The following is a 17,757-nucleotide window of genomic DNA, read 5'->3' as shown; positions in this document are numbered from 1 at the left end:
CTAGTCGTTGCTGCTTCCGGGGTCGTCGGGGGCATCCATCTGCCCTGTCGGCTGAGTGGGCCCATAGGTCTTGGGAGGGGTGCTCGTCATGTAGACCCCGGGCGGCAGACCTTCGTAGGTGCAGGTCTGCGAAGCCGGGTCGTACGCGATGTCGGCAGGCAGGATGCCACCGGCGCCCGTGACCGGGGCAAGGAACCGGAAGGCGAACGGGGTCGGCCCCGCCAAGTCGTCCAGCCTGGGCATCTGCGCCGGGCCGGCCAGGCCCAGCGGCATGCGCGACTCGGGCCGGTCGAACACCGGCGTGCGGTCGATGGTGGAGGTAGGCATTGCTCTCCCTCTCAGCTGATGGGGCAAACGTTGCTGACCCGCCGCGCAGCAGGCGGGCATTACTCACCAGGCAAGCGGGGGCCAAGATGCAGCCCCGGCCTGACGGCTGTGCGTGCTGTAACGGTAGACCTACAGTGAGCAACGTAGCAAGAGTGCTCCCAAAACTGGAGCGGCCTCGCATCCCAAGAGAGGATGCGAGGCCGCTCCAGAGGATCTGCGTCAGGCGGAGAAGTCTCCGTAGCTGTCGAACTCCCCGCTCTGGACGCCGAGCAGGAACCGTGCCCACTTCCTCGGGGTAGTCCGAACGATGATTTCAGCTGAATCAGATTCGCGAACCTCGACCATTCCGTCAGCAGTGCGCACCTCGATGCACTCGTTGGCGCTTCCACTGAACGAAGATTTCTGCCAAGGGGTCATGGATTTCAGCCTTTCAGGTCTTGCATGATCTTATGGATAAAGTCACGGGAAGTAGCGGGCGAGAGGGCCGTTCCCTCAATCTCCGCAACCATGCTTCGATACGTCCGCAGATCCGCCTCGGCATGGATGAATTGCGGCCCCTGAGTCAGATCGATCTGCACCGTGTCGAGTTCTTGGACCACACCCGCCGCCAAGGTCAGGTTCTCTCCGGCACCTGGGAAGGTATCAACATCGAACGGGATGGCGCGGACTGCGACACTGGGGCGCTCCGAATCCTCCAGGAGGCTCTTCAGCTGGTCACGCAGCACAGCAGGGCCGCCGAACTGCATGCGCAGGGCTGCCTCATGAATGTATGCCGTGTATGGTTTTCCGTCGAGCACGACGCGTTGGCGCTGCACTCGGAACGCGGTGCGCGCATCCACCTCATGCCTGGGGAGCGGAGGCCTGATACGTGCGAAGACCGCGCCGGCGTACGCACCTGTCTGTGCGAGTCCCGGAATATACGTCGTCGCCCAAGTGATCAGGCCTTTCTCGTCATCGGAGTAGTACTCCATCTCGGCGATGTCGAGAAATCCGGTCGGGAGGCGGCCACGATACTCGTCGAACCACCGTTTCCCTCGGTCTTGCGTCATCGCCACGAGTGCACCGATCAGCCCGTCATCAGTGCACTTACTCGCAATAGCCCAAGACCGGATCCGTTCCGGACTGACTCCAGCCTTACCGGACTCCATCTGGCTGATCTTTGGGGTATCGGTGCCGAGAGCCGCAGCCATGGCCTGCGGGGTCATTCCCGCATATTCACGCATCTTGCGCAGCTCAATGCCCATGCGCTGCTGACGGACAGTCGGTGACAGGCGTGGTGGCATGCGATCCGGCATTCCTTCCTCGACGGGTGCTGACAGTCTGCCGTCCAGCGGCTGAGCAGGTCCACCCCGACGAGCGGCGGAGGGCCGCCTGCAGGCTCACTCGGACGAGTGACTACCGAATCGGTAGCAATATTTGCCCCTCATGCTCTAGCGTTGTCCATGCCGGGCAGGCGTCGACTAACCGTCAACTCTCGCATCTTGATGCCTACTTCTGCGCTCATCCAGCGCGCCCGGCCCACCGGACCCGCCAAGGAGGCAGCACTATGCCAGCACACTCCCCCGCCCCCCTCGACCCCTCCGAGCAGCGCGCCCTCACCTCCGCCGCCGCGCTGACCGCCGTCCTCAGTGACGCGGCCATCACCATCCCCTCGCTCGGGGTGGACTGGCCCACCATCACCGGCCACTACCTGGTCACCCTCGGCCGGGTCCGCTCCGATGTGGCCGACGAGTTGACCGCCCTGCTCCGCGACGGCCTGAACGCCCGTGCCCAGCAGCAGCGTTGAACCCGCCCAGGAGCGCGAACAGCGCGAGGCCGCCGAGCATGCGATCGCGGCCATGGTGGACGCCCTCGCGCTGGCCGGTCTGCCGCCGCTGGTTGGGCTGGAAGGCGCCCGGATCACCATCACCACCGCCGGCGCCCACATCGCGATCGGCGGCTGCGGCACCCCCGCGCTCCAGGCGATCGCCGACCACATCGCCGCCCACGCGCGCTGCACGGGCCGCATCCTCCGGGGCTCCGTCGTGCCCACTGGCCTGGCCGAACTGCCCGGTCTGCGCATCGAACTGAGGCACCCATGACGAAAAGCACGAAGAAGAGCACGACGAAGAGCGTGATGACCCTGCGCGTCTACCGGATCACCCCCACCGGCAAGCGCATCCGGCTCTCCACCACCCGCGTCTCGGCCGACGCCCCCGACACCCGCCCCTTCAGCGACCTCTGGCCGCACTGCACCTGCCCGCGCTGCGCCAGGCACTCAGCGCGGGCCTGGCGATGACCAGCCGGCTGCTCGCGACCACGGCGGTGACGGGCACGGCAGTGACGGGCTCGACCCGGGTCCGGCTCCAGTGGCTCAGGCCGCGCGAGCTCGTGGTGCGTTACGAGATCGCCCGGAGGTGGCCGTGGGGCCGGCTGCGGAGTCGGCCTCGGAGTTGCTCGACGGCCTGAGCCGTCTGTTCGTCCGCCGGGAGGAAGACGACCAGTTGCTGGGCGTCCGAGGAGAGTTCGAGCGTCTCGCGGAGCAGCCGGACCTCCAGCCCTGCCGGGTGGTTGAGTCGCAGGACGCCACGCCGCGGAACCACGTGGCGGTTCAGGCGGCGCGCGAAGTCGGCGCCGGCGGCGAGTGCGAGTTCAGTGGTGAGCCACTCGGAGTTCTCGACGGACGGTCCGAGCCACAGGTCGAAGGCCTGCTCGTCCGCGACGTCCGCCCAGTCGGCGAAGTACTCCCGGGCGCGCGGGTCGGTGAAGACGTAGCGGGTGAGGTTCGGGACGTCGGAGTCGAGCAACCCGGTTCCGCTCGTCACCGCCTCGAAGCCACTGGTGCGGGCGAGCACGTCGCCCAGCCGGTTGGTCACCATGGCGACGCCCGGTTCCAGCAGGCGCAGCGTCTCCAGGACGGCGGGCCGCACGTCCCGGCGGGCTGGTGCGGGCCGGGTGTGGGCGGAGCACTCACCGCCGCTGATTTTCGCGAGGTAGCGCGGGTGGTCGCGCTCCGAGGGGTCGAGGCTGAGGGCGTCGGCGAGCGCGTTCATGATCGGTACCGAGGGATTGCGGTCACGGCCCTGTTCGATGCGGGTCAGGTACTCGACGCTGACGCCGGCCCGGGCGGCGAGGTCCGAGCGCCGCAGCCCCGGTGAACGGCGGCGGCCGTGATCCGGCAACCCCAGCGATCCCGGCTGGATGCTGTCGCGCTTGGCCCGGATGAAGTCCCCCAACGGCGTCCCCATGGCCCGAGCATATGGCGCTGCCCGCGGACCGCGGAGTCCTCAGCCTGGCCCTGCGGGGGCCAGCCTGAGCGGGGTCTGGTTGCGGCCGCGGACCAGCCCGATCGTGGTGGTCATGGAGAACAAGCACAAGCTGCTGATCATCGTCGGAAGCGTCCGGGAAGGACGGTTCGGCCCGGTGGTGGCCTCATGGGTCGCCGAACAGGCGGGCATCCACGGCGGCTTCGAGGTGGACACCGTCGACCTGGCCGACATCGAGATCCCGCTGGAGCTGCCCGCGGCATCGCCGAAGTACGCCGGCGCCGACTACCCGCGCCCGGCCGGGATGGCGGCGCTGACCTCGGCGCTGGAGGGCGCCGACGCGTTCATCGTGGTGACGCCCGAGTACAACCACAGCTATCCCGCGTCGTTGAAGGCGGCCATCGACTGGCACTTCACCCAGTGGACGGCCAAGCCCGTCGCCTTCGTCAGCTACGGCGGCGCGGCGGGCGGGCGGCACGCGGCGCTGCACCTGGAGAACGTGCTGACCGAGCTGCACGCGGTGACGATTCGCGACGGTCTCGCCTTCGCGAACTACTTCACGGCCTGGCAGGACGGCCGTCCGCTCGACCCCGCGGCTCCCGGGTACGCCAAGACGGTGCTCGACCAACTGACCTGGTGGGCGGGCGCCCTCCGGTCGGCGCGCAAGGCCGCCCTCTACCCGGCCTGAGGACCGCGACCATGGCTCAGGTCGCCCTCAACGGTTTCTGAGGGCTGGTCACCGTCAAGGCCCGGCACGCGGCCACGGGGCGCGGTTCGGTCACGGATCGCCCACAGCTGTCACAGCTGTGCAACAGGGGAAGCCGGCAGGGGCCCGGGCCACGTGTCCCCAGATGAAGGCCGCCGCACGGGCTGCCACGACCGCCCCGGAGGACCAACACCATGCGCAACCGCCGACTCTTCGCCGCCACTGCCCTGCTCACCACCGCACTTGGCCTCTCCCTCAGCGCCTGCGGCCCGGACACCCCGTCGACCACGAGCCCGAACGCCAACGCGGGCGCTCCCAGCACGGCCGCCAGCACCGCCCCCAGCACCGCCCCCAGCACCGCCGCGAACGCCCCTGCCCCGGTCGCGACCGTGCCGACCCCGCCCGCCAGCGCCGCACCGGCGGCGGCGACGTCCGCCAAGCCGACGCCCGCGAAGACCACCGCCAAGCCGACGCCCACCAAGCCCACCGCCGCCCCGTCCTCCCCCACCGCCGACTGCACGGCCGCCGCGACGCACCCGGGCCACAAGGTGATCAACGCCGTGACGGGCTGGGCCGACCCGAACCGGCTCGGCGGCAACCCGACGAAGTTCATCTGCGGCCCGGACGTTCCGGACGACGGCTACTACCAGTCCGTCGCCGGGAGCGCCGACTACACCTTCGCCCCCGGGGCCACGGCCCACCTGGTCGGCAACTACGCGTCGGAGGGCGGCCAGAGCGTCTCGATCACCGACCTGCTGACGCACATCGACCACTGCACCACCGGCAACACCACCGGCAACCCCTCCGCCTGCTACGGGAACATGTACGACATCACCGTTGACAGCGCCGGCCGGATCACCACGATCACCGAGGTCTACCACCCCTGAACAGCGGGGCGTTCGACGCCCCGTGGAGCAGCGTGCCGAGCAGGCTACGGCACGAGCTGCGCGTCGGGGTAGGCGGCGCTGGGGCCGTCGAGCAGGTGGTCGTTGTGGCCGCGCAGCCAGCGGTCGAAGAAGGAGCCGAGATAGGCGCGCTGTTCGGCGACGGCGCGCTCGGGCGGGATGGTGCCGATCTCCTTGCCGAGGTCGAGGGTGCTCGACGGCAGCTTCAACTGGCGGGCGATCTGCGGCAGCATCGTCTCCTTGTCCGTGAACGTCGTCTCGGTCGAACCCGTCAGCGTCACATCGCGGTGCCAGCCGGTGCTGTGCTGCCACAGGGCAGCCCAGGAGGGGTCGGTGTTGTGGTCATCGCCCTGACTGCCCATCAGCAGCATCGGGCGGTCGACCCCGTCGGCGGCGGCGGTCGAGGTGGTGGAGGGGTCGATGGGGTCGGTGTCGTTCTGGACGAGACCGAGCACGCCGTCGAGGTCGGCGGCGGCCTTGATCCGCGGATCGTCGTGCATGGCCTGGGTGGCGGTGAAGCCGCCGCCGGACTGGCCGAACATGCCGATCCGGTCCGGATCCGGGGAGCCGGCCAGCCCGCGGGGCAGTCGCTGCCCGTCGGCGTCCGGATCGCGACCGGCCGCCAGGGCGTCCACCTGGTCCAGCACGAAGCGGGTGTCGGCCACCCGGGTCGACATCACCTTCTGTATCAGGGCGGTGACCTCGGCCGGGTCGTCCTGGACCGCGCCGAACTGCTGGCCGAGCACGCCGGTCACCACCCGCGGCGGGGTGCCGGGGAACTCCACCGCCGGGGCCTCGTAGGTGTGGTCGACGGTCACCACGAGGTAGCCGCGCGAGGCCAGGTCGTCCGCCAGGGTGCTGTTCAGCGAGCCGGGGTCGCCGGCGCCGGGCGAGTAGAGCACCACCGGGAGCCGGCCCCCGCTCCGGTCCACCGGGGCGCCCTGGTGGGCGTGGGTCAGGGTGGCCGCCCAGTCGACCTGGTCGAGCGGCTCCCCGTTGGTGTTCAGGTACTGGTCGGGGAAGGCGGCGGCCACACCGGGCGCCAACTGCGGGGCGAGCGGGTAGCGCGCGGCGTCCTTGGCGGGGAAGGCGGCGGGGTAGCGCAGGCTGACCATCAGTTCGCGGGCCGGCTGCGCGGGGACCCAGGGGTCCGGGCGCGAGTTGTCCACCAGGTGGAGCGAGACGGTGCCGACCTGGTGCGGCCCGCTGGGTGCGGGCAGCACCACCCGCGCACGCTGCCCGGGATCGGCCGCCATGGCGGGGCCCGCCGGGACGACCGCGCCCACCGCGGCCGCCGTGGCCAGCAGCGCCGTGGTGAGCAGCAGCCGGCGCGGCGCCCGCCGCCGCGCGGTGTCAGGGACGACGCCATCGGTAGCGCCGGCAACGCTGGTGACCCTGGTGAGCGCGTTGAACATGGGGTGACTCCTTGACCGTCGAGCAGCGGGGCGGTCCTGCTGCTGGATCAAGCATTTCGCAGCCGCACACCTGGAAACAGCGTGCCAACACCCCAACCGCGAGGTGGTGCCAGCACGAGTTGCGGCCGTGGAGCCGGACAGCGCCCTCCGGGTGGCCGACCTGTCGCCGCGGGCGGCTACGCTGTGCGCCGTGACAGAACGGCTGCCGATCTTCCCGCTGAATGCCGTGCTCTACCCCGGGCTGGTGCTGCCCCTCCATGTGTTCGAGGAGCGCTACCGCCGGCTGGTGGCCGATTTGCTGGCCGGCCCCGAGGACCAGCCGCGGCGGTTCGGGGTGCTGGCCATCAAGGACGGGCGCGAGGTGGCGCCGGTGACGGAGAGCGACGAGGTGCCCGGGCCGCTGGCCGGGCTGGGCACGGCGAGCGGCGATCCGCTGGAGGCGCTGCACCACATCGGCTGCGTGGCCGACGTGGCCTCGGTGACGCCGCAGGCGGACGGGCGCTACGAACTGCTGGTCACCGGGACCACCCGGTTCCGGCTGCGCGAGGTGGAGACCGGCGGGCCCTACCTGGTCGGCGCGTGCGAGCTGATCGAGGAGGAGCCGGGCAGCGGCGCCGGCGCGCTGGCCGGCGGCGTGGAGCGCGCGTTCCGGGCGTACCAGAAGCGGTTGGCCGGGGCCCGGCAGGCGAGCCTGACGGGCGAGCAGGAGCTGCCCGACGACCCGCAGGTGCTCTCCTACCTGGTGGCGGCCGCCGCGGTGCTGGACGTCCCGGTCAAGCAGCGGCTGCTGGCCTGCCCGGACACGGCGACCCGGCTGAGCACCGAGCTGGAGCTGCTGCGCCGGGAGACCGCGCTGCTCGCCTGGCTGCCCTCGGTGCCCGCGGTGGAGCTGACCCGGCAGGCGTTCAGCCCGAACTGAGACAGCCGTCTGAGACGTTGAGCTGAGACCAACGCATGAGACCAACGTATGAGACAGCCGTATGAGACCGGCGTATGAGATTCCCGTCTGAGACCGTTGGCCGAGACCGCTGACCAAGACCGGCGTCTGAGACCAGCGTCTGAAACCACCAGTGACCAGCCGCTCAGGGACCGAGGACATGGCGAAGGCGAAGAAGAGCGGCGGCGGCGGCAAGGGCACCCCCGCCACGGTGGCGCTGGAGGCGGCCGGGGTGCCCTTCACCGTGCACGCCTACCAGCACGACCCGGCGGCGCCCTCCTACGGCGGCGAGGCCGCGCAGGCGCTCGGAGTGGCCCCGGAGCGGGTGTTCAAGACGCTGGTGGCCGAGGTGGACGGCGCGCTCACGGTGGGCGTGGTGCCGGTGGCCGGGCAGCTGGACCTCAAGGCGCTGGCGGCCGCGGTGGGCGGCAAGCGGGCCGCGATGGCCGACCCGGCCGCCGCCGAGCGCAGCAGCGGTTACGTGCGTGGCGGGATCTCGCCCCTGGGCCAGCGCAAGCCGCTGCCCACGGTGCTGGACGCCGGCGCGCTGGCCCACCCGACGATCTACGTCTCGGCGGGCCGGCGCGGCCTGGAGGTGGAGCTCACGCCGGCCGACCTAGTGCGCCTGACGGGAGCCGTCAGCGCCGAGATCAGCCGGCTGCGATGACTTCGAGGACGAGGACGGCGGCGGCACGACCGGGCCGCCCTGCCCGGCCTGGCCACTCTGACCGCCCTGACCGCCCTGACCGCCCTGCCCGCCCTGACCGCTGTGACCACCCTGACCGGGCGGCGCGTCGGCGGGCGCCGGGTCGGCGACGGTCGTCGGCGGTCGCAGCTCGTCCACCGGCCCACCGGCCGACGGCACCGCCGGGCCCGCCCAGTACGGCGGCGGGTCCTCCTCGCGCTTGCCGAAGGTGGCGGTGAGGGCCAGCAGCAGCACCAGGGCCGCCATCGGCCAGGCCAGTACCGCGCCGTGCGCGCCGAGCTGGAGCGCCTCGTTGAAGGTGTGCCCGTCGCCGACCTGCTTGGCGTGGGCGATGAGGTCCTTGGTGGGGCCGAGCGCGATGCCCAGCGGCCAGGCGATCAGCGAACCGGCCAGGCCGCCGAGGGAGAGCGCGGCCGCCACCACGATGCCGCCGCCGCGCCCGCGCGTCCAGAAGAACGCGGCCAGCGCGGTGAGCAGCCCGAAGGCGAGGCCCAGCAGCACGAAGGTGCCGTCGGCCCCGGCGCGCTGCTCGCCCTCCGGGTCCACGTACAGCACGCTCTGGCCGTGCACCACCAACGGGACCTCGGGGGCCAGCCAGTACCAGAGCGCGCCCATGAGCACACCGAGCAGCAGGCAGGCGCCGAAGATCGGGGCGCCGACCCGCAGCTCGTCCAGGAGCCGGCGCCACTGGGGGGCCAGGGGGGCGGAGCCCTGGAGCGGCTCGGCACCCGACGACTGGATGTCCGGAGAAGGAGCGTCCGGAGAACTGTTCGGTACGGTCACGGCACCCATCGTTTCACGCCAAGGCCGCGAAACCCGCTAGCGGGTCGTGGCGCGGCGGTAGGACCAGGTGGCGAACCCCAGCGAGAGCACGCCGACCACCGCGCAGACCGCCAGGTCGGCCAGCACCAGCGGCCAGTCGGGCCGGCGCGCGAAGGTGGCGGCGAAGGCGTCCACCCCGTACGTCGAGGGCAGCAGGTCGCGCAGCGCCCGCACCGCCGCCGGCAGGTGGGAGGCGGGCAGCACGCCGAGCAGCAGCGCGGCCGACATGCCGAGCTGGCCCGCCATGGTGGCCAGCTCCTGCTTGGGGGCCAGCAGTCCGAGCGCGGCACCCAGGCCGGAGAGCGCGGCACCGGCCAGCGGGACGACCACCAGCAGCACCCACAGGTGCGCGAGCGGCAGCCCGAAGAGCACCGAGCCGAAGGCCGCCGTCACCAGGGCGCCCGGCAGCGTGAAGGAGGCGTAGGCGCCGGCCGCGCCGAGCACCACCGAGGCGGCCGGCACCGGCAGCGTCGCGTAGTGGTCCAGGCCGCCGGTGGCGCGCAGCTTGCCGAAGTACTGGGCGAGCAGGTTGAGCGCCACGAAGGCGACCACCAGCACGCTGGATCCGGCCACCACGGCGCGCGCCGACGGGTTGTCACCGCCGTCGACCACCCCGCGCATCATCACCAGGATGCCGACGGACTGGAAGGTGGCGACGAACATCAGCGGGATCCGGGCCACCTTGGCCCGGGCCAGCTGCGCCCGGTAGACGGCCGCCAGGGCCGGCAGCAGCCGGGCGGCGGGGGCCAGCGGGGCGGGGGCCCGGGTCGCCGCCGGGGCGGCGGCGGGGGTGAGTACGGTCACTTCGCCAGTCCTTGGTGGCGGCCGCCGAGCCGGAGGTAGACGTCCTCCAGGCTCGGAGTGGCCAGGGTGAAGTCGTCCAGCGCGGCGAAGGCCGGCCCGGTGGTGACGGCGGCGACCAGCTCCCTGGCCTCCTCCGGAGTGGTGCGCACCGTCCAGCGCCGTCCGGTGCGCTCCGCGCGCTCGGCCAGCCGGGCGACCGCGGCCACCGCGAGGGGGGGCTCGGCGCGCCAGACCAGGTCGAGTCGGACGTCGCCGTCGACCAGCGCCTTCAGACCGCCGGGCGTGTCGCAGGCGATCACCCTGCCCTCGTCCAGCACGGCGACCCGGTCGAGCACCGTCTCGGCCTCGATCACGTTGTGGGTGACCAGCAGCACGGTGGTGCCGTGCTCGGCCCGGCGCCGGTCCACCGCGGACCAGACCGCCCGGCGGGCCACCGGGTCCATGCCGGTGGTGGGCTCGTCCAGGACCAGCAGCGGGCGCTCACCGACCAGGGCGGCGGCGAAGCAGGCCAGTCGCCGCTGGCCGCCGGAGAGCTTGGCGAGCGGCCGGCTGGCCAGCGGTTCGAGGCCCAGCTCGGCGAGCACCTCGGCGCTCCGGGCCCGGGCGGCGGCCCGGCCCAGCCCGCGCAGCCGGCCGGTGGTCTCGGCGGCCAGCGCCACGGTCAGCTCGTCCAGCGCGGTGGACTCCTGACCTAGGTAGCCGAGCAGCCGGGCCGCCCGGTCCGGGTGGCGGACCACGTCGTGGCCGAGGATCTCGATGCTGCCGGCGTCCGGGCGCAGCAGACCGGTCAGCTGGCGGACCAGAGTGGACTTGCCGGCGCCGTTGGGGCCGAGCAGCCCGAAGATCTCGCCCTGGCGGATCTCCAGGTCGACCCCGTCGTTGGCCAGGATCTCGCCGTGGCTCTTGGTGAGGCCCCGGACGGAGCAGCAGGGCAAGGGGGCGTCACTCACGAGCGACGACTCTACGCGCCGACCATGAGGAATCCGGACCAGGGGCCCGCACCGCCGCCACGTCACCGCCTCACCGCGTCCCCGCGTCACCACCCGCCGCGGTCAGCGCGACGGTCAGCGCGAGGGCAGCGCGAGAGCACTGCCAGGGTCGCCACGGCGCTCGCCACGTCCGTGGGCCCGTGGGGCGTCCTGAGGTCCCGCGGCGCTGCCTCCCGGCATCGCGGCATCACGGCATCACGGCATCGCGGCATCGCGGCATCGCGGCCTCCTGCACGGTCCGTGGCGTCTCCCGCATAGCGTTCACCTTCAACTCATTGCACTGAACAGCAGCGCAGGCTCGTTGCGTTAACCGGCAAGGCAGTGCAACGAAATCCCGCCGCTCACCTGCCATGATGGCAGTCATGCGCGTTAAATGTTGTTGCCAGATCCTTGAATGCAACGTAGCGTTTCCCTCATCGGAAACGACGAGCGCGGCTCTGGACACCGGCACCGACCACGGCCGGATCCACCACACGCCCAAGAGCACCGACAGCACCGACAGCACCACCGTCCACCCCTCCCGACCCTGGAACGAGGCACACCATGACCACCAACCACCCCGCCTGGACCGGCATGCTGTCGGTCGACGACACCGCCCTGGCCGTGACCGACACCGGCGGCACCGGCCGCCCCGTGGTCTACCTCAACGGGTCCTACGCCTCCCAGAAGGACTGGCGGCGCGTCATGGCCGACCTCGGCGACGGCTACCGGCACATCACCTTCGACGAACGCGCCCGCGGCAAGTCCAAGACCGCCGGCGACTACTCCTTCGAGGCCTGCCTGCGCGACCTCGACGCCGTCCTCGAAGCCAGAGGCGTGGAGCGGCCCATCCTGGTGGGCTGGTCGTACGGTGCGCTGATCGCGGTGCACTGGGCCGCCCGCAACCCGGAGCGCGTCCAGGCCGTGGTGTCCGTGGACGGCGCGCTGCCGAGCGAGTGGCTCGACGAGGCCACCCGGGAGCAGGTCCGCAAGCTGTTCCGCCGACTCAGCCCGATCTTCCCGATCTGCCGCCCGCTGGGACTGGCCGCGCGGATGAGCGCCGTCCAGCATGCCGAGATCAACCTCGAACTCAACGAGCTGTGCTCCCCCGCCGCCCTCGAACCGGTCTTCGAGCGCCTGACCGCACCGACCCGGTACGTCCTCGGCACCGGCGGCAACCTCGGCGCCGATGCGAAGGTGATGGAGCAGCTCCGCACCAACCTCGACCCGATGATCGCCCGCAACCCCAACATCCAGGTCAGCGCGAAGGTCGCGAGCAACCACTCCAAGATCCTCAGCAAGGACTTCGGAGCCGTCGCCCACGCGGTACGCGAACTCGCCACCACCCAGCACCACAAGGTCGGCTGAGCGGAACCGGCAGCACCACGGCGACGACCGGCCGGCACCACGACGACCGTCCAGCACCACGACGACCGGCCGGCACCACCGCCGGAACACCCCGACCGGCGAACCACTCTGGCGGCCGGGCCCTGCCAGCCCCGCGAGCGGATCGCCGTCCTCGACCGCGCCGAGCAGTTGCCCGACTCCTGAGCGCGGGGGTACGGCTCGGACCTGCCGCGGCTGGAGGGCGGCTCAGTCGTCCACCACGATCAGCTCGCCGCCCGGCACCCGGGCGGCCAACTCCTTCCAGAAGCCGGCCCGGATCGCGTAGCGGTCGTGCTCGTCGATCTGGTCGTCCTTGTGCGCGAGCAGGCCGAACCGGGCCGCGTAGCGCAGCAGTTCGCCGTCCACCCGGTGCGGGATGCGCGGGTAGTCGGACCAGATCGGGGTGAGCCGCTCGCGGTCGCCGAGCCGGTCGGTCCAGCGGCGGGCGAAGACCTGGCCGACCTCGTGCGGGTCGCCGCCGATCGCGGTGATGTCCTCCTCGCGGTCGGCCCAGCGCTGCTCGGCGGTGGTCAGCTGGGCCAACGTGGGCAGCGCGTCGGCGGCGGTCGGCGGCTCGGCCGGACGGTCCACCCAGCCCCGGTCGGAGGACCAGCGCAGCACCGGCCCGTTGCCCGCGACGGAGCCCGGGTGGTGGTGCGTCTGGGCGGTGCGCCCCGCCAGGTCCTTGGGGGTGGGCACGACCTTCAGCGCGGTCGGCGGCAGCGCGGCCGGCTCGCTCGACGCCAGCGGGGCCTCGGCGGCGGCGGGCGCGGCGGCGGGCGGCGCGGCCGGCGGCGCGGCGAGGATCTTGGCGATCTCCGGACGCGGGCCGGCGGGCGGGAAGGCGATGGCCGGCTCGCGCAGCCGCACCGAGCGGGTGATCCACTCGCGGTCCAGCACCCGGCGCTCGTCGGCCTCGCCGACCAGGTCCTCGGACTGGTTGAAGTCACCGTCGGCGGCCTGCAGCGCCCAGAGGTGCACGGCCACGCCGTGCTCCTTGGCGGACATCATGCCGGGCAGCAGATCACCGTCGCCGGTCACCAGCACCACGTCCGCGCAGGCCCGGTTGCGGGCCAGTTCGGAGAGCTCGGCGTGCATCGCGGCGTCCACGCCCTTCTGCACCCAGCGGCCCTCGGCCCGGGTGAGCGCGCCCAGCCGCACGGTGACCCGGGGCAGCACCCGCAGCCGGCGGTGCTCGGGCATCGGGCGGCGCTCGGGAGCCGCGTCGAACCAGTAGATCCGCAGCAGCGGCAGGCCGGTCTCCTCCTCGGCCCGCTCGCGCAGCGAGGCGATCAGCGCGGTGTGGTCGACGGTCACCCGGGAGCGGGCCGACTCACCGGCGAGCAGGCTGGCCGCGGCGCCCAGCAGGTATCCCGCGTCCACCAGGACGACGCAGCGGTCCATGAGGTACCCCTCTTCCTGTGCTCTGCCGCTGAGCACGGGCAGTTGGTGCAGTCTGCCCGAGGGAGGCTCACCTGGGCACCCTGCCGGACCGTTGCGGTCTCCTTTACCCCCCGAAGGCGTGGTGAATCACCCGGCTGCGCGCGCCGCCGGGCCCTCCCGCGCGCGCCGCCCGGCCCGCCGATCGGCTCGCCGAGCGCCTACCGCCCGGCGGCACTGACCTGGTCGGGTACACGCCTGTGCCTCCGTGACAGGAAAGTGCCTTCTTCCGCGGGATCTGACGGTCACACAGGATGGCCCCGGTAACAAGACGTGCACCTTTGGAGGTCAAGCCATGTCCGCCGGGACACCCAGGACGAAGGGCCGCAGAGCGGCCGACACCACGACAGCCCGCGCCACGGCGACCGCCAAAGCGACCGCCACGGCGACCGCCACGGGGACCGCCACGGGGACGAGCGCCACCGGTGCTCCAGCCACCAGGGCCGCGGACCGCCGACGCTGGTACGCGCTGCTGGTGCTCTGCGCGGGCACCCTGATGATCATTCTGGACGGCACCATCGTCACCGTCGCACAGCCGGCGATCCAGCACGACCTGGGATTCTCGGACTCGGGCCTGGCCTGGGTGATGAACTCCTATCAGATCCCCTTCGCCGGCCTGCTGCTGCTCGCCGGGCGGCTCGGCGACCTGATCGGCCGCAAGCGGGTCTTCATCAGCGGCCTGGCGCTGTTCGCCGCCGCCTCCGCGCTCTGCGGCCTGGCCACCTCGCCCGGCCTGCTGATCGCGGCCCGGTTCCTGCAGGGCACCGGCGGCGCGCTGACCTCGGCGGTCTCGCTCGGCATGATCGTGGCGCTGTTCACCGACCCGGCCGAACGGGGCCGCGCGATCGGCACGTTCAGCTTCATCGGCTCGGCCGGCGCCTCGCTGGGCATGGTGCTCGGCGGCGTGCTGACCCAGGCGCTCAACTGGCACTGGATCTTCTTCATCAACCTGCCGATCGCCCTGGCGGCCGGCCTGCCGGCGCTGCGGCTGCTCGCCCCCGAACGGGGCCTGGGCCTGCGGCAGGGCGCCGACGCGCTGGGCGCGCTGCTGGTCACCGGCGGGCTGATGCTCGGCGTCTACACCATCGTGCAGACCGGGCAGCACGAGTGGGGCTCGGCCCGCACCCTGGGCCTGGGGGCGGGCGCGCTGGCGCTGCTGGCCGGGTTCGTGGTGCGGCAGGCCACGGCGGCCCAACCGCTGCTGCCGCTGCGGCTCTTCCGCTCCCGGAACCTGACCGGGGCCAACGTGGTGCAGGTGGTGATGATCTCGGCGATGTTCGGCTTCCAGGTGCTGATCGCGCTCTACCTGCAACAGGTGCTCGGCTACCGCCCGGCCGCGGCCGGCTTCGGGATGCTGCCCACCGGCGTGATGATCGCGCTGGTCGCGCTCGGCCTCTCCGCCAAGGTGATCGGCCGGTTCGGCCCGCGGCGCGCCCTGCTGACCGGCAACGCCCTCCTCGTCCTCGCCCTGGCCTACCTCACGCGGGTGCCGGACCACGCCTCCTACCCGGTGGACGTGCTCCCGGTGATGCTGCTGATCGCGGGCGGCGGGCTGGCCCTGCCGGCGCTGGCCGGGCTGGCCATGGCCCAGGCCACGCCCGCCGACTCCGGCGTGGTCTCCGGACTCTTCAACACCTCGCAGACCGTGGGCGGCGCGCTCGGGGTGGCGGTGCTGAGCACGCTGGCCGCCGCGCACACGGCCGGCCTGCGGGCGGCGGGGCACCCGGCGACTTCGGCGCTGGCGGACGGCTACCGGCTCGCCTTCACGGTCAGCTGCGGGCTGCTGGCACTCTCCCTGGTACTGACGGCGGTGCTGCTGCGGCCCGGCCGACCGGACCCGGAACGGCCGATCGCCGGGACCACCGGAACCGCCGAAGCCTCCGGAACCACCGCGGCCGCGACGCGCTGAGCGCGCGGGTCAGGCCCAACGCCGAGGGGTGCCCGACGGATCGTCGGGCACCCCTCGGCGTCGCGTTCCGCGGTGCCGGTCAGGCGCGCCGGGCCGCGACCAGCTCGGCGATCTGCACGGCGTTCAGCGCCGCGCCCTTGCGCAGGTTGTCGTTGGAGAGGAAGAGCGAGATGCCGTTCTCCACCGTCTCGTCGCGGCGGATCCGGCCCACGAAGGTCGGGTCCTGGCCGGCCGCCTGCAGCGGGGTGGGGATGTCGGTCAGCACCACGCCCGGCGCGTCGGCCAGCAGCTCGGCCACCCGCTCGGGGCTGATCGGGCGCGCGAAACGGGCATTGACCTGCAGCGAGTGGCCGGTGAAGACCGGCACCCGCACGCAGGTGCCGGAGACCTTGAGCTCCGGGATGCCGAGGATCTTGCGGCTCTCGTGGCGCAGCTTCTGCTCCTCGTCGGTCTCGTTCAGACCGTCCTCCACGATCGAGCCCGCCAGCGGGATCACGTTGAAGGCGATCGGCCGCTGGTAGACCCGCGGCTCGGGGAACTCGGCGTTGGTGCCGCCGTGGGTGAGCGCGGCAGCGCCGTCCACCACCTTGGCGGCCTGGTCCTGGAGCTCGCTGACGCCGGCCAGGCCGCTGCCGGAGACCGCCTGGTAGGTGGCCACCACCAGCGCCGTCAGCTCGGCCTCCGCGTGCAGCGGGCGCAGCACCGGCATCGCGGCCATCGTGGTGCAGTTCGGGTTGGCGATGATGCCCTTGGGCAGGTCGGCGACCGCCTCCGGGTTGACCTCGCAGACCACCAGCGGGACCTCGGGGTCGCGGCGCCAGGCGGAGGAGTTGTCGATCACCACGGCACCGGCCGCGGCCACCTTGGGAGCCAGCGCCTTGGAGGTCGAGCCGCCGGCCGAGAAGATCACGATGTCCAGGCCGGCGTAGTCGGCGGTGGCCGCGTCCTCGACGGTGATCTCACCGTCCTGCCACGGGAGCGTCCTGCCGGCCGAGCGGGCCGAGGCGAACAGCCGCAGCTCGGTCACCGGGAACGACCGCTCCGCCAGGATCTCCCGGACCACGCCGCCGACCTGGCCGGTGGCACCCACGATGCCGATCTTCATCCGTACTTCCTCCTCCGGTCCACTGCTCTGCTTCATCTTGCCTGCTCCCCGATCTATTCCCGCACGGCATTCACCTGGTGGACACCGGCGGCCCGGCCAGCCGCGCCAGCAGCCCGAGCGCCCGCTCGACGCCCGCCGCGCTCGCGGGCAGCAGCGGCAGCCGCACCGCGGGGCTGGGGATCCGGCCCTGGGCGTGCAGCACGCCCTTGACCACGGCCGGGTTCGGCTCGGCGAAGGCGGCGGCCGAGAACGCGGCCAGCCGGTGCCCCAACTCCCGGGCCCGCGCCACCTCCCCCGCCCGCCAGGCCTCGGCCAGCGCCACGAAGGCGCCGGTGGCCAGGTGCGCGGAGGCCAGGATCGCGCCGTCCGCGCCGAGCGCCAGCACCGGCGAGAGCACCGCGTCGTCGCCGCCCAGCACCGCGAAGCCGGGCGGCTGGTCGGCCAGCAGCGCCACCAGCTCCGGATCCACCGCGCCGGTGGCGTACTTCACACCGGCGACCCCCGGCAGCTCGGCCAGCGCGTGCAGCGTGCCGGCGTCCAGCGGCTGCCCGGTGCGGTGCGGCACGTGGTAGACGATCAGCGGCACCGGGCTGCGGGCCGCCAGGTGCTCGAAGTAGGCCAGCACCCCGGCGGCGCCCGGGCGGACGAAGGCCGGCACCAGCGTCAGCGCGGCGGTGACCTCCGGCCGCTCCCCCAGCGCGGCCAGCTCCCGCAGGCCCTCCCGGGTGCCGCCGCCCGCCCCGACCACCAGGTGCGCCCCCCGCTCGCGGCAGACCCGGGCGCAGAGCTCCAGCACGGCCGCCCGCTCGGCCGGGTCCAGCGCGCTGGGCTCGCCGGTGGTGCCGAGCGCCACCAGGCCGGCCGCGCCCTCGTCCAGCACGCCGTGGGCGAGCGCCTCCAGGGCGTCCAGGGCGAGCGCGTCGTCGGGGGTGAACGGGGTGATCAGCGGCACGAAGATGCCGCGCAGCGGGTCGCGGGGGGCCGCGGGGCTCAGGGGGCTCAGCGGGCTCAGGGGGCTCAGCGGGCTCAAGGGGCTCAGCGGGCTGTCGTCGTACGGGGAGTGCGCCATGCCTTGATCTTCG

General features: G+C 72.7%; 21 protein-coding genes. 9 read left to right on the top strand and 12 right to left on the bottom strand.

Features of this window, described 5'->3' with window-relative positions:
• From OG455_RS29760 to OG455_RS29750, 3 genes are all read right to left on the bottom strand, one after another.
• Positions 1–327 (bottom strand): hypothetical protein, encoded by a 327-nt coding sequence (locus OG455_RS29760; RefSeq protein WP_266298973.1) that lies wholly within the window; start codon positions 325–327, stop codon positions 1–3.
• Positions 328–546: 219 nt separating this feature from the next.
• The gene (locus OG455_RS29755) at positions 547–744 is read right to left on the bottom strand and encodes a DUF397 domain-containing protein (RefSeq protein WP_266298970.1); all 198 of its coding nucleotides are present in this window, start codon (positions 742–744) and stop codon (positions 547–549) included.
• Between the two features lie 5 nt (positions 745–749).
• Positions 750–1,610, bottom strand: coding sequence for a helix-turn-helix transcriptional regulator (locus OG455_RS29750; protein WP_266298968.1), 861 nt, complete (start codon positions 1,608–1,610; stop codon positions 750–752).
• A gap of 263 nt (positions 1,611–1,873) precedes the next feature.
• Here OG455_RS29750 and OG455_RS29745 point away from each other — a divergent pair, with 263 nt between their 5' ends.
• From OG455_RS29745 to OG455_RS29735, 3 genes are read left to right on the top strand one after another with little or no spacing between them, the layout of a single operon-like run.
• Positions 1,874–2,113: a hypothetical protein gene (locus tag OG455_RS29745; RefSeq protein WP_266298966.1), complete on the top strand. Its 240-nt coding sequence runs from the start codon at positions 1,874–1,876 to the stop codon at positions 2,111–2,113.
• Complete coding sequence (locus tag OG455_RS29740; RefSeq protein WP_266298964.1) at positions 2,094–2,408, top strand: hypothetical protein; 315 nt, start codon at positions 2,094–2,096, stop codon at positions 2,406–2,408. The genes OG455_RS29745 and OG455_RS29740 overlap by 20 nt, the downstream gene beginning before the upstream one ends.
• Positions 2,405–2,605 carry a hypothetical protein gene (locus OG455_RS29735; RefSeq protein ID WP_266298962.1) on the top strand — a complete coding sequence of 67 codons (201 nt, stop codon included), beginning with the start codon at positions 2,405–2,407 and terminating at the stop codon, positions 2,603–2,605. Before OG455_RS29740 ends, OG455_RS29735 begins: the two co-directional genes overlap by 4 nt.
• A gap of 100 nt (positions 2,606–2,705) precedes the next feature.
• On the opposite strand, the gene OG455_RS29730 is transcribed toward OG455_RS29735, so the two are convergent.
• Entirely contained in the window at positions 2,706–3,554 is an 849-nt protein-coding gene (locus OG455_RS29730; RefSeq protein ID WP_266298960.1) for a helix-turn-helix domain-containing protein, read from the bottom strand.
• Positions 3,555–3,666: 112 nt separating this feature from the next.
• Between OG455_RS29730 and OG455_RS29725 the strand changes: the two genes are divergently transcribed.
• Both OG455_RS29725 and OG455_RS29720 read left to right on the top strand, forming a co-directional pair.
• Positions 3,667–4,260: an NADPH-dependent FMN reductase gene (locus tag OG455_RS29725; protein WP_266298958.1), complete on the top strand. Its 594-nt coding sequence runs from the start codon at positions 3,667–3,669 to the stop codon at positions 4,258–4,260.
• A gap of 212 nt (positions 4,261–4,472) precedes the next feature.
• Positions 4,473–5,165, top strand: coding sequence for a hypothetical protein (locus OG455_RS29720; protein ID WP_266298956.1), 693 nt, complete (start codon positions 4,473–4,475; stop codon positions 5,163–5,165).
• A gap of 44 nt (positions 5,166–5,209) precedes the next feature.
• Here OG455_RS29720 and OG455_RS29715 read toward each other — a convergent pair whose 3' ends face one another.
• A complete protein-coding gene (locus OG455_RS29715) occupies positions 5,210–6,598 on the bottom strand; it encodes a hydrolase (RefSeq protein ID WP_266298954.1) in 1,389 nt (462 codons plus the stop codon).
• Positions 6,599–6,788: 190 nt separating this feature from the next.
• Between OG455_RS29715 and OG455_RS29710 the strand changes: the two genes are divergently transcribed.
• Together OG455_RS29710 and ybaK are read left to right on the top strand one after the other, a co-directional pair.
• Positions 6,789–7,517: an LON peptidase substrate-binding domain-containing protein gene (locus OG455_RS29710; RefSeq protein WP_266298952.1), complete on the top strand. Its 729-nt coding sequence runs from the start codon at positions 6,789–6,791 to the stop codon at positions 7,515–7,517.
• 178 nt (positions 7,518–7,695) lie between these two features.
• On the top strand, positions 7,696–8,202 hold the full coding sequence (ybaK, locus tag OG455_RS29705) for a Cys-tRNA(Pro) deacylase (RefSeq protein WP_266298950.1): 507 nt from the start codon (positions 7,696–7,698) through the stop codon (positions 8,200–8,202).
• Here ybaK and OG455_RS29700 read toward each other — a convergent pair.
• The 4 genes from OG455_RS29700 to OG455_RS29685 all read right to left on the bottom strand — a co-directional run bounded on the left by OG455_RS29700 (position 8,152) and on the right by OG455_RS29685 (position 11,364).
• Positions 8,152–9,024: an ABC transporter permease gene (locus OG455_RS29700; protein WP_266298948.1), complete on the bottom strand. Its 873-nt coding sequence runs from the start codon at positions 9,022–9,024 to the stop codon at positions 8,152–8,154. The two genes, ybaK and OG455_RS29700, sit on opposite strands and share 51 nt — an antisense overlap.
• A gap of 36 nt (positions 9,025–9,060) precedes the next feature.
• Complete coding sequence (locus tag OG455_RS29695) at positions 9,061–9,867, bottom strand: ABC transporter permease (RefSeq protein WP_266298946.1); 807 nt, start codon at positions 9,865–9,867, stop codon at positions 9,061–9,063.
• Complete coding sequence (locus tag OG455_RS29690; protein WP_266301005.1) at positions 9,864–10,757, bottom strand: ABC transporter ATP-binding protein; 894 nt, start codon at positions 10,755–10,757, stop codon at positions 9,864–9,866. The genes OG455_RS29695 and OG455_RS29690 overlap by 4 nt, the downstream gene beginning before the upstream one ends.
• Positions 10,758–11,043: 286 nt before the next feature.
• Entirely contained in the window at positions 11,044–11,364 is a 321-nt protein-coding gene (locus tag OG455_RS29685; protein WP_266298944.1) for a hypothetical protein, read from the bottom strand.
• 35 nt (positions 11,365–11,399) lie between these two features.
• Here OG455_RS29685 and OG455_RS29680 point away from each other — a divergent pair, with 35 nt between their 5' ends.
• Positions 11,400–12,203 carry an alpha/beta fold hydrolase gene (locus OG455_RS29680; protein WP_266298942.1) on the top strand — a complete coding sequence of 268 codons (804 nt, stop codon included), beginning with the start codon at positions 11,400–11,402 and terminating at the stop codon, positions 12,201–12,203.
• A 225-nt stretch (positions 12,204–12,428) separates the two neighbouring features.
• Here OG455_RS29680 and OG455_RS29675 read toward each other — a convergent pair whose 3' ends face one another.
• Positions 12,429–13,625: an NYN domain-containing protein gene (locus OG455_RS29675; RefSeq protein ID WP_266298940.1), complete on the bottom strand. Its 1,197-nt coding sequence runs from the start codon at positions 13,623–13,625 to the stop codon at positions 12,429–12,431.
• A 331-nt stretch (positions 13,626–13,956) separates the two neighbouring features.
• On the opposite strand from OG455_RS29675, the gene OG455_RS29670 reads away from it, so the two are divergent.
• Entirely contained in the window at positions 13,957–15,570 is a 1,614-nt protein-coding gene (locus OG455_RS29670) for an MFS transporter (RefSeq protein WP_266298938.1), read from the top strand.
• Positions 15,571–15,649: 79 nt separating this feature from the next.
• On the opposite strand, the gene OG455_RS29665 is transcribed toward OG455_RS29670, so the two are convergent.
• Positions 15,650–16,675, bottom strand: coding sequence for an aspartate-semialdehyde dehydrogenase (locus tag OG455_RS29665; RefSeq protein ID WP_266301004.1), 1,026 nt, complete (start codon positions 16,673–16,675; stop codon positions 15,650–15,652).
• 70 nt (positions 16,676–16,745) lie between these two features.
• Positions 16,746–17,744: a dihydrodipicolinate synthase family protein gene (locus OG455_RS29660; RefSeq protein WP_266298936.1), complete on the bottom strand. Its 999-nt coding sequence runs from the start codon at positions 17,742–17,744 to the stop codon at positions 16,746–16,748.
• Positions 17,745–17,757 lie beyond the last annotated feature (13 nt).

This window comes from Kitasatospora sp. NBC_01287, assembly GCF_026340565.1.
Lineage (GTDB): Bacteria > Actinomycetota > Actinomycetes > Streptomycetales > Streptomycetaceae > Kitasatospora.
Note: the sequence above shows the minus strand (reverse complement) of the source record. Positions and strands in the feature narration are given on the sequence as shown.

Excerpts from the sequence above, each read along its gene's own strand:
- OG455_RS29760 (WP_266298973.1), bottom strand. The coding sequence starts at position 327 with ATGCCTACCTCCACCATCGACCGCACGCCGGTGTTCGACCGGCCCGAG.
- OG455_RS29755 (WP_266298970.1), bottom strand. The coding sequence starts at position 744 with ATGACCCCTTGGCAGAAATCTTCGTTCAGTGGAAGCGCCAACGAGTGC.
- OG455_RS29750 (WP_266298968.1), bottom strand. The coding sequence starts at position 1,610 with ATGCCACCACGCCTGTCACCGACTGTCCGTCAGCAGCGCATGGGCATT.
- OG455_RS29745 (WP_266298966.1), top strand. The coding sequence starts at position 1,874 with ATGCCAGCACACTCCCCCGCCCCCCTCGACCCCTCCGAGCAGCGCGCC.
- OG455_RS29735 (WP_266298962.1), top strand. The coding sequence starts at position 2,405 with ATGACGAAAAGCACGAAGAAGAGCACGACGAAGAGCGTGATGACCCTG.
- OG455_RS29730 (WP_266298960.1), bottom strand. The coding sequence starts at position 3,554 with ATGGGGACGCCGTTGGGGGACTTCATCCGGGCCAAGCGCGACAGCATC.
- OG455_RS29725 (WP_266298958.1), top strand. The coding sequence starts at position 3,667 with ATGGAGAACAAGCACAAGCTGCTGATCATCGTCGGAAGCGTCCGGGAA.
- OG455_RS29720 (WP_266298956.1), top strand. The coding sequence starts at position 4,473 with ATGCGCAACCGCCGACTCTTCGCCGCCACTGCCCTGCTCACCACCGCA.
- OG455_RS29715 (WP_266298954.1), bottom strand. The coding sequence starts at position 6,598 with ATGTTCAACGCGCTCACCAGGGTCACCAGCGTTGCCGGCGCTACCGAT.
- ybaK (WP_266298950.1), top strand. The coding sequence starts at position 7,696 with ATGGCGAAGGCGAAGAAGAGCGGCGGCGGCGGCAAGGGCACCCCCGCC.
- OG455_RS29680 (WP_266298942.1), top strand. The coding sequence starts at position 11,400 with ATGACCACCAACCACCCCGCCTGGACCGGCATGCTGTCGGTCGACGAC.
- OG455_RS29675 (WP_266298940.1), bottom strand. The coding sequence starts at position 13,625 with ATGGACCGCTGCGTCGTCCTGGTGGACGCGGGATACCTGCTGGGCGCC.
- OG455_RS29670 (WP_266298938.1), top strand. The coding sequence starts at position 13,957 with ATGTCCGCCGGGACACCCAGGACGAAGGGCCGCAGAGCGGCCGACACC.
- OG455_RS29665 (WP_266301004.1), bottom strand. The coding sequence starts at position 16,675 with ATGAAGATCGGCATCGTGGGTGCCACCGGCCAGGTCGGCGGCGTGGTC.
- OG455_RS29660 (WP_266298936.1), bottom strand. The coding sequence starts at position 17,744 with ATGGCGCACTCCCCGTACGACGACAGCCCGCTGAGCCCCTTGAGCCCG.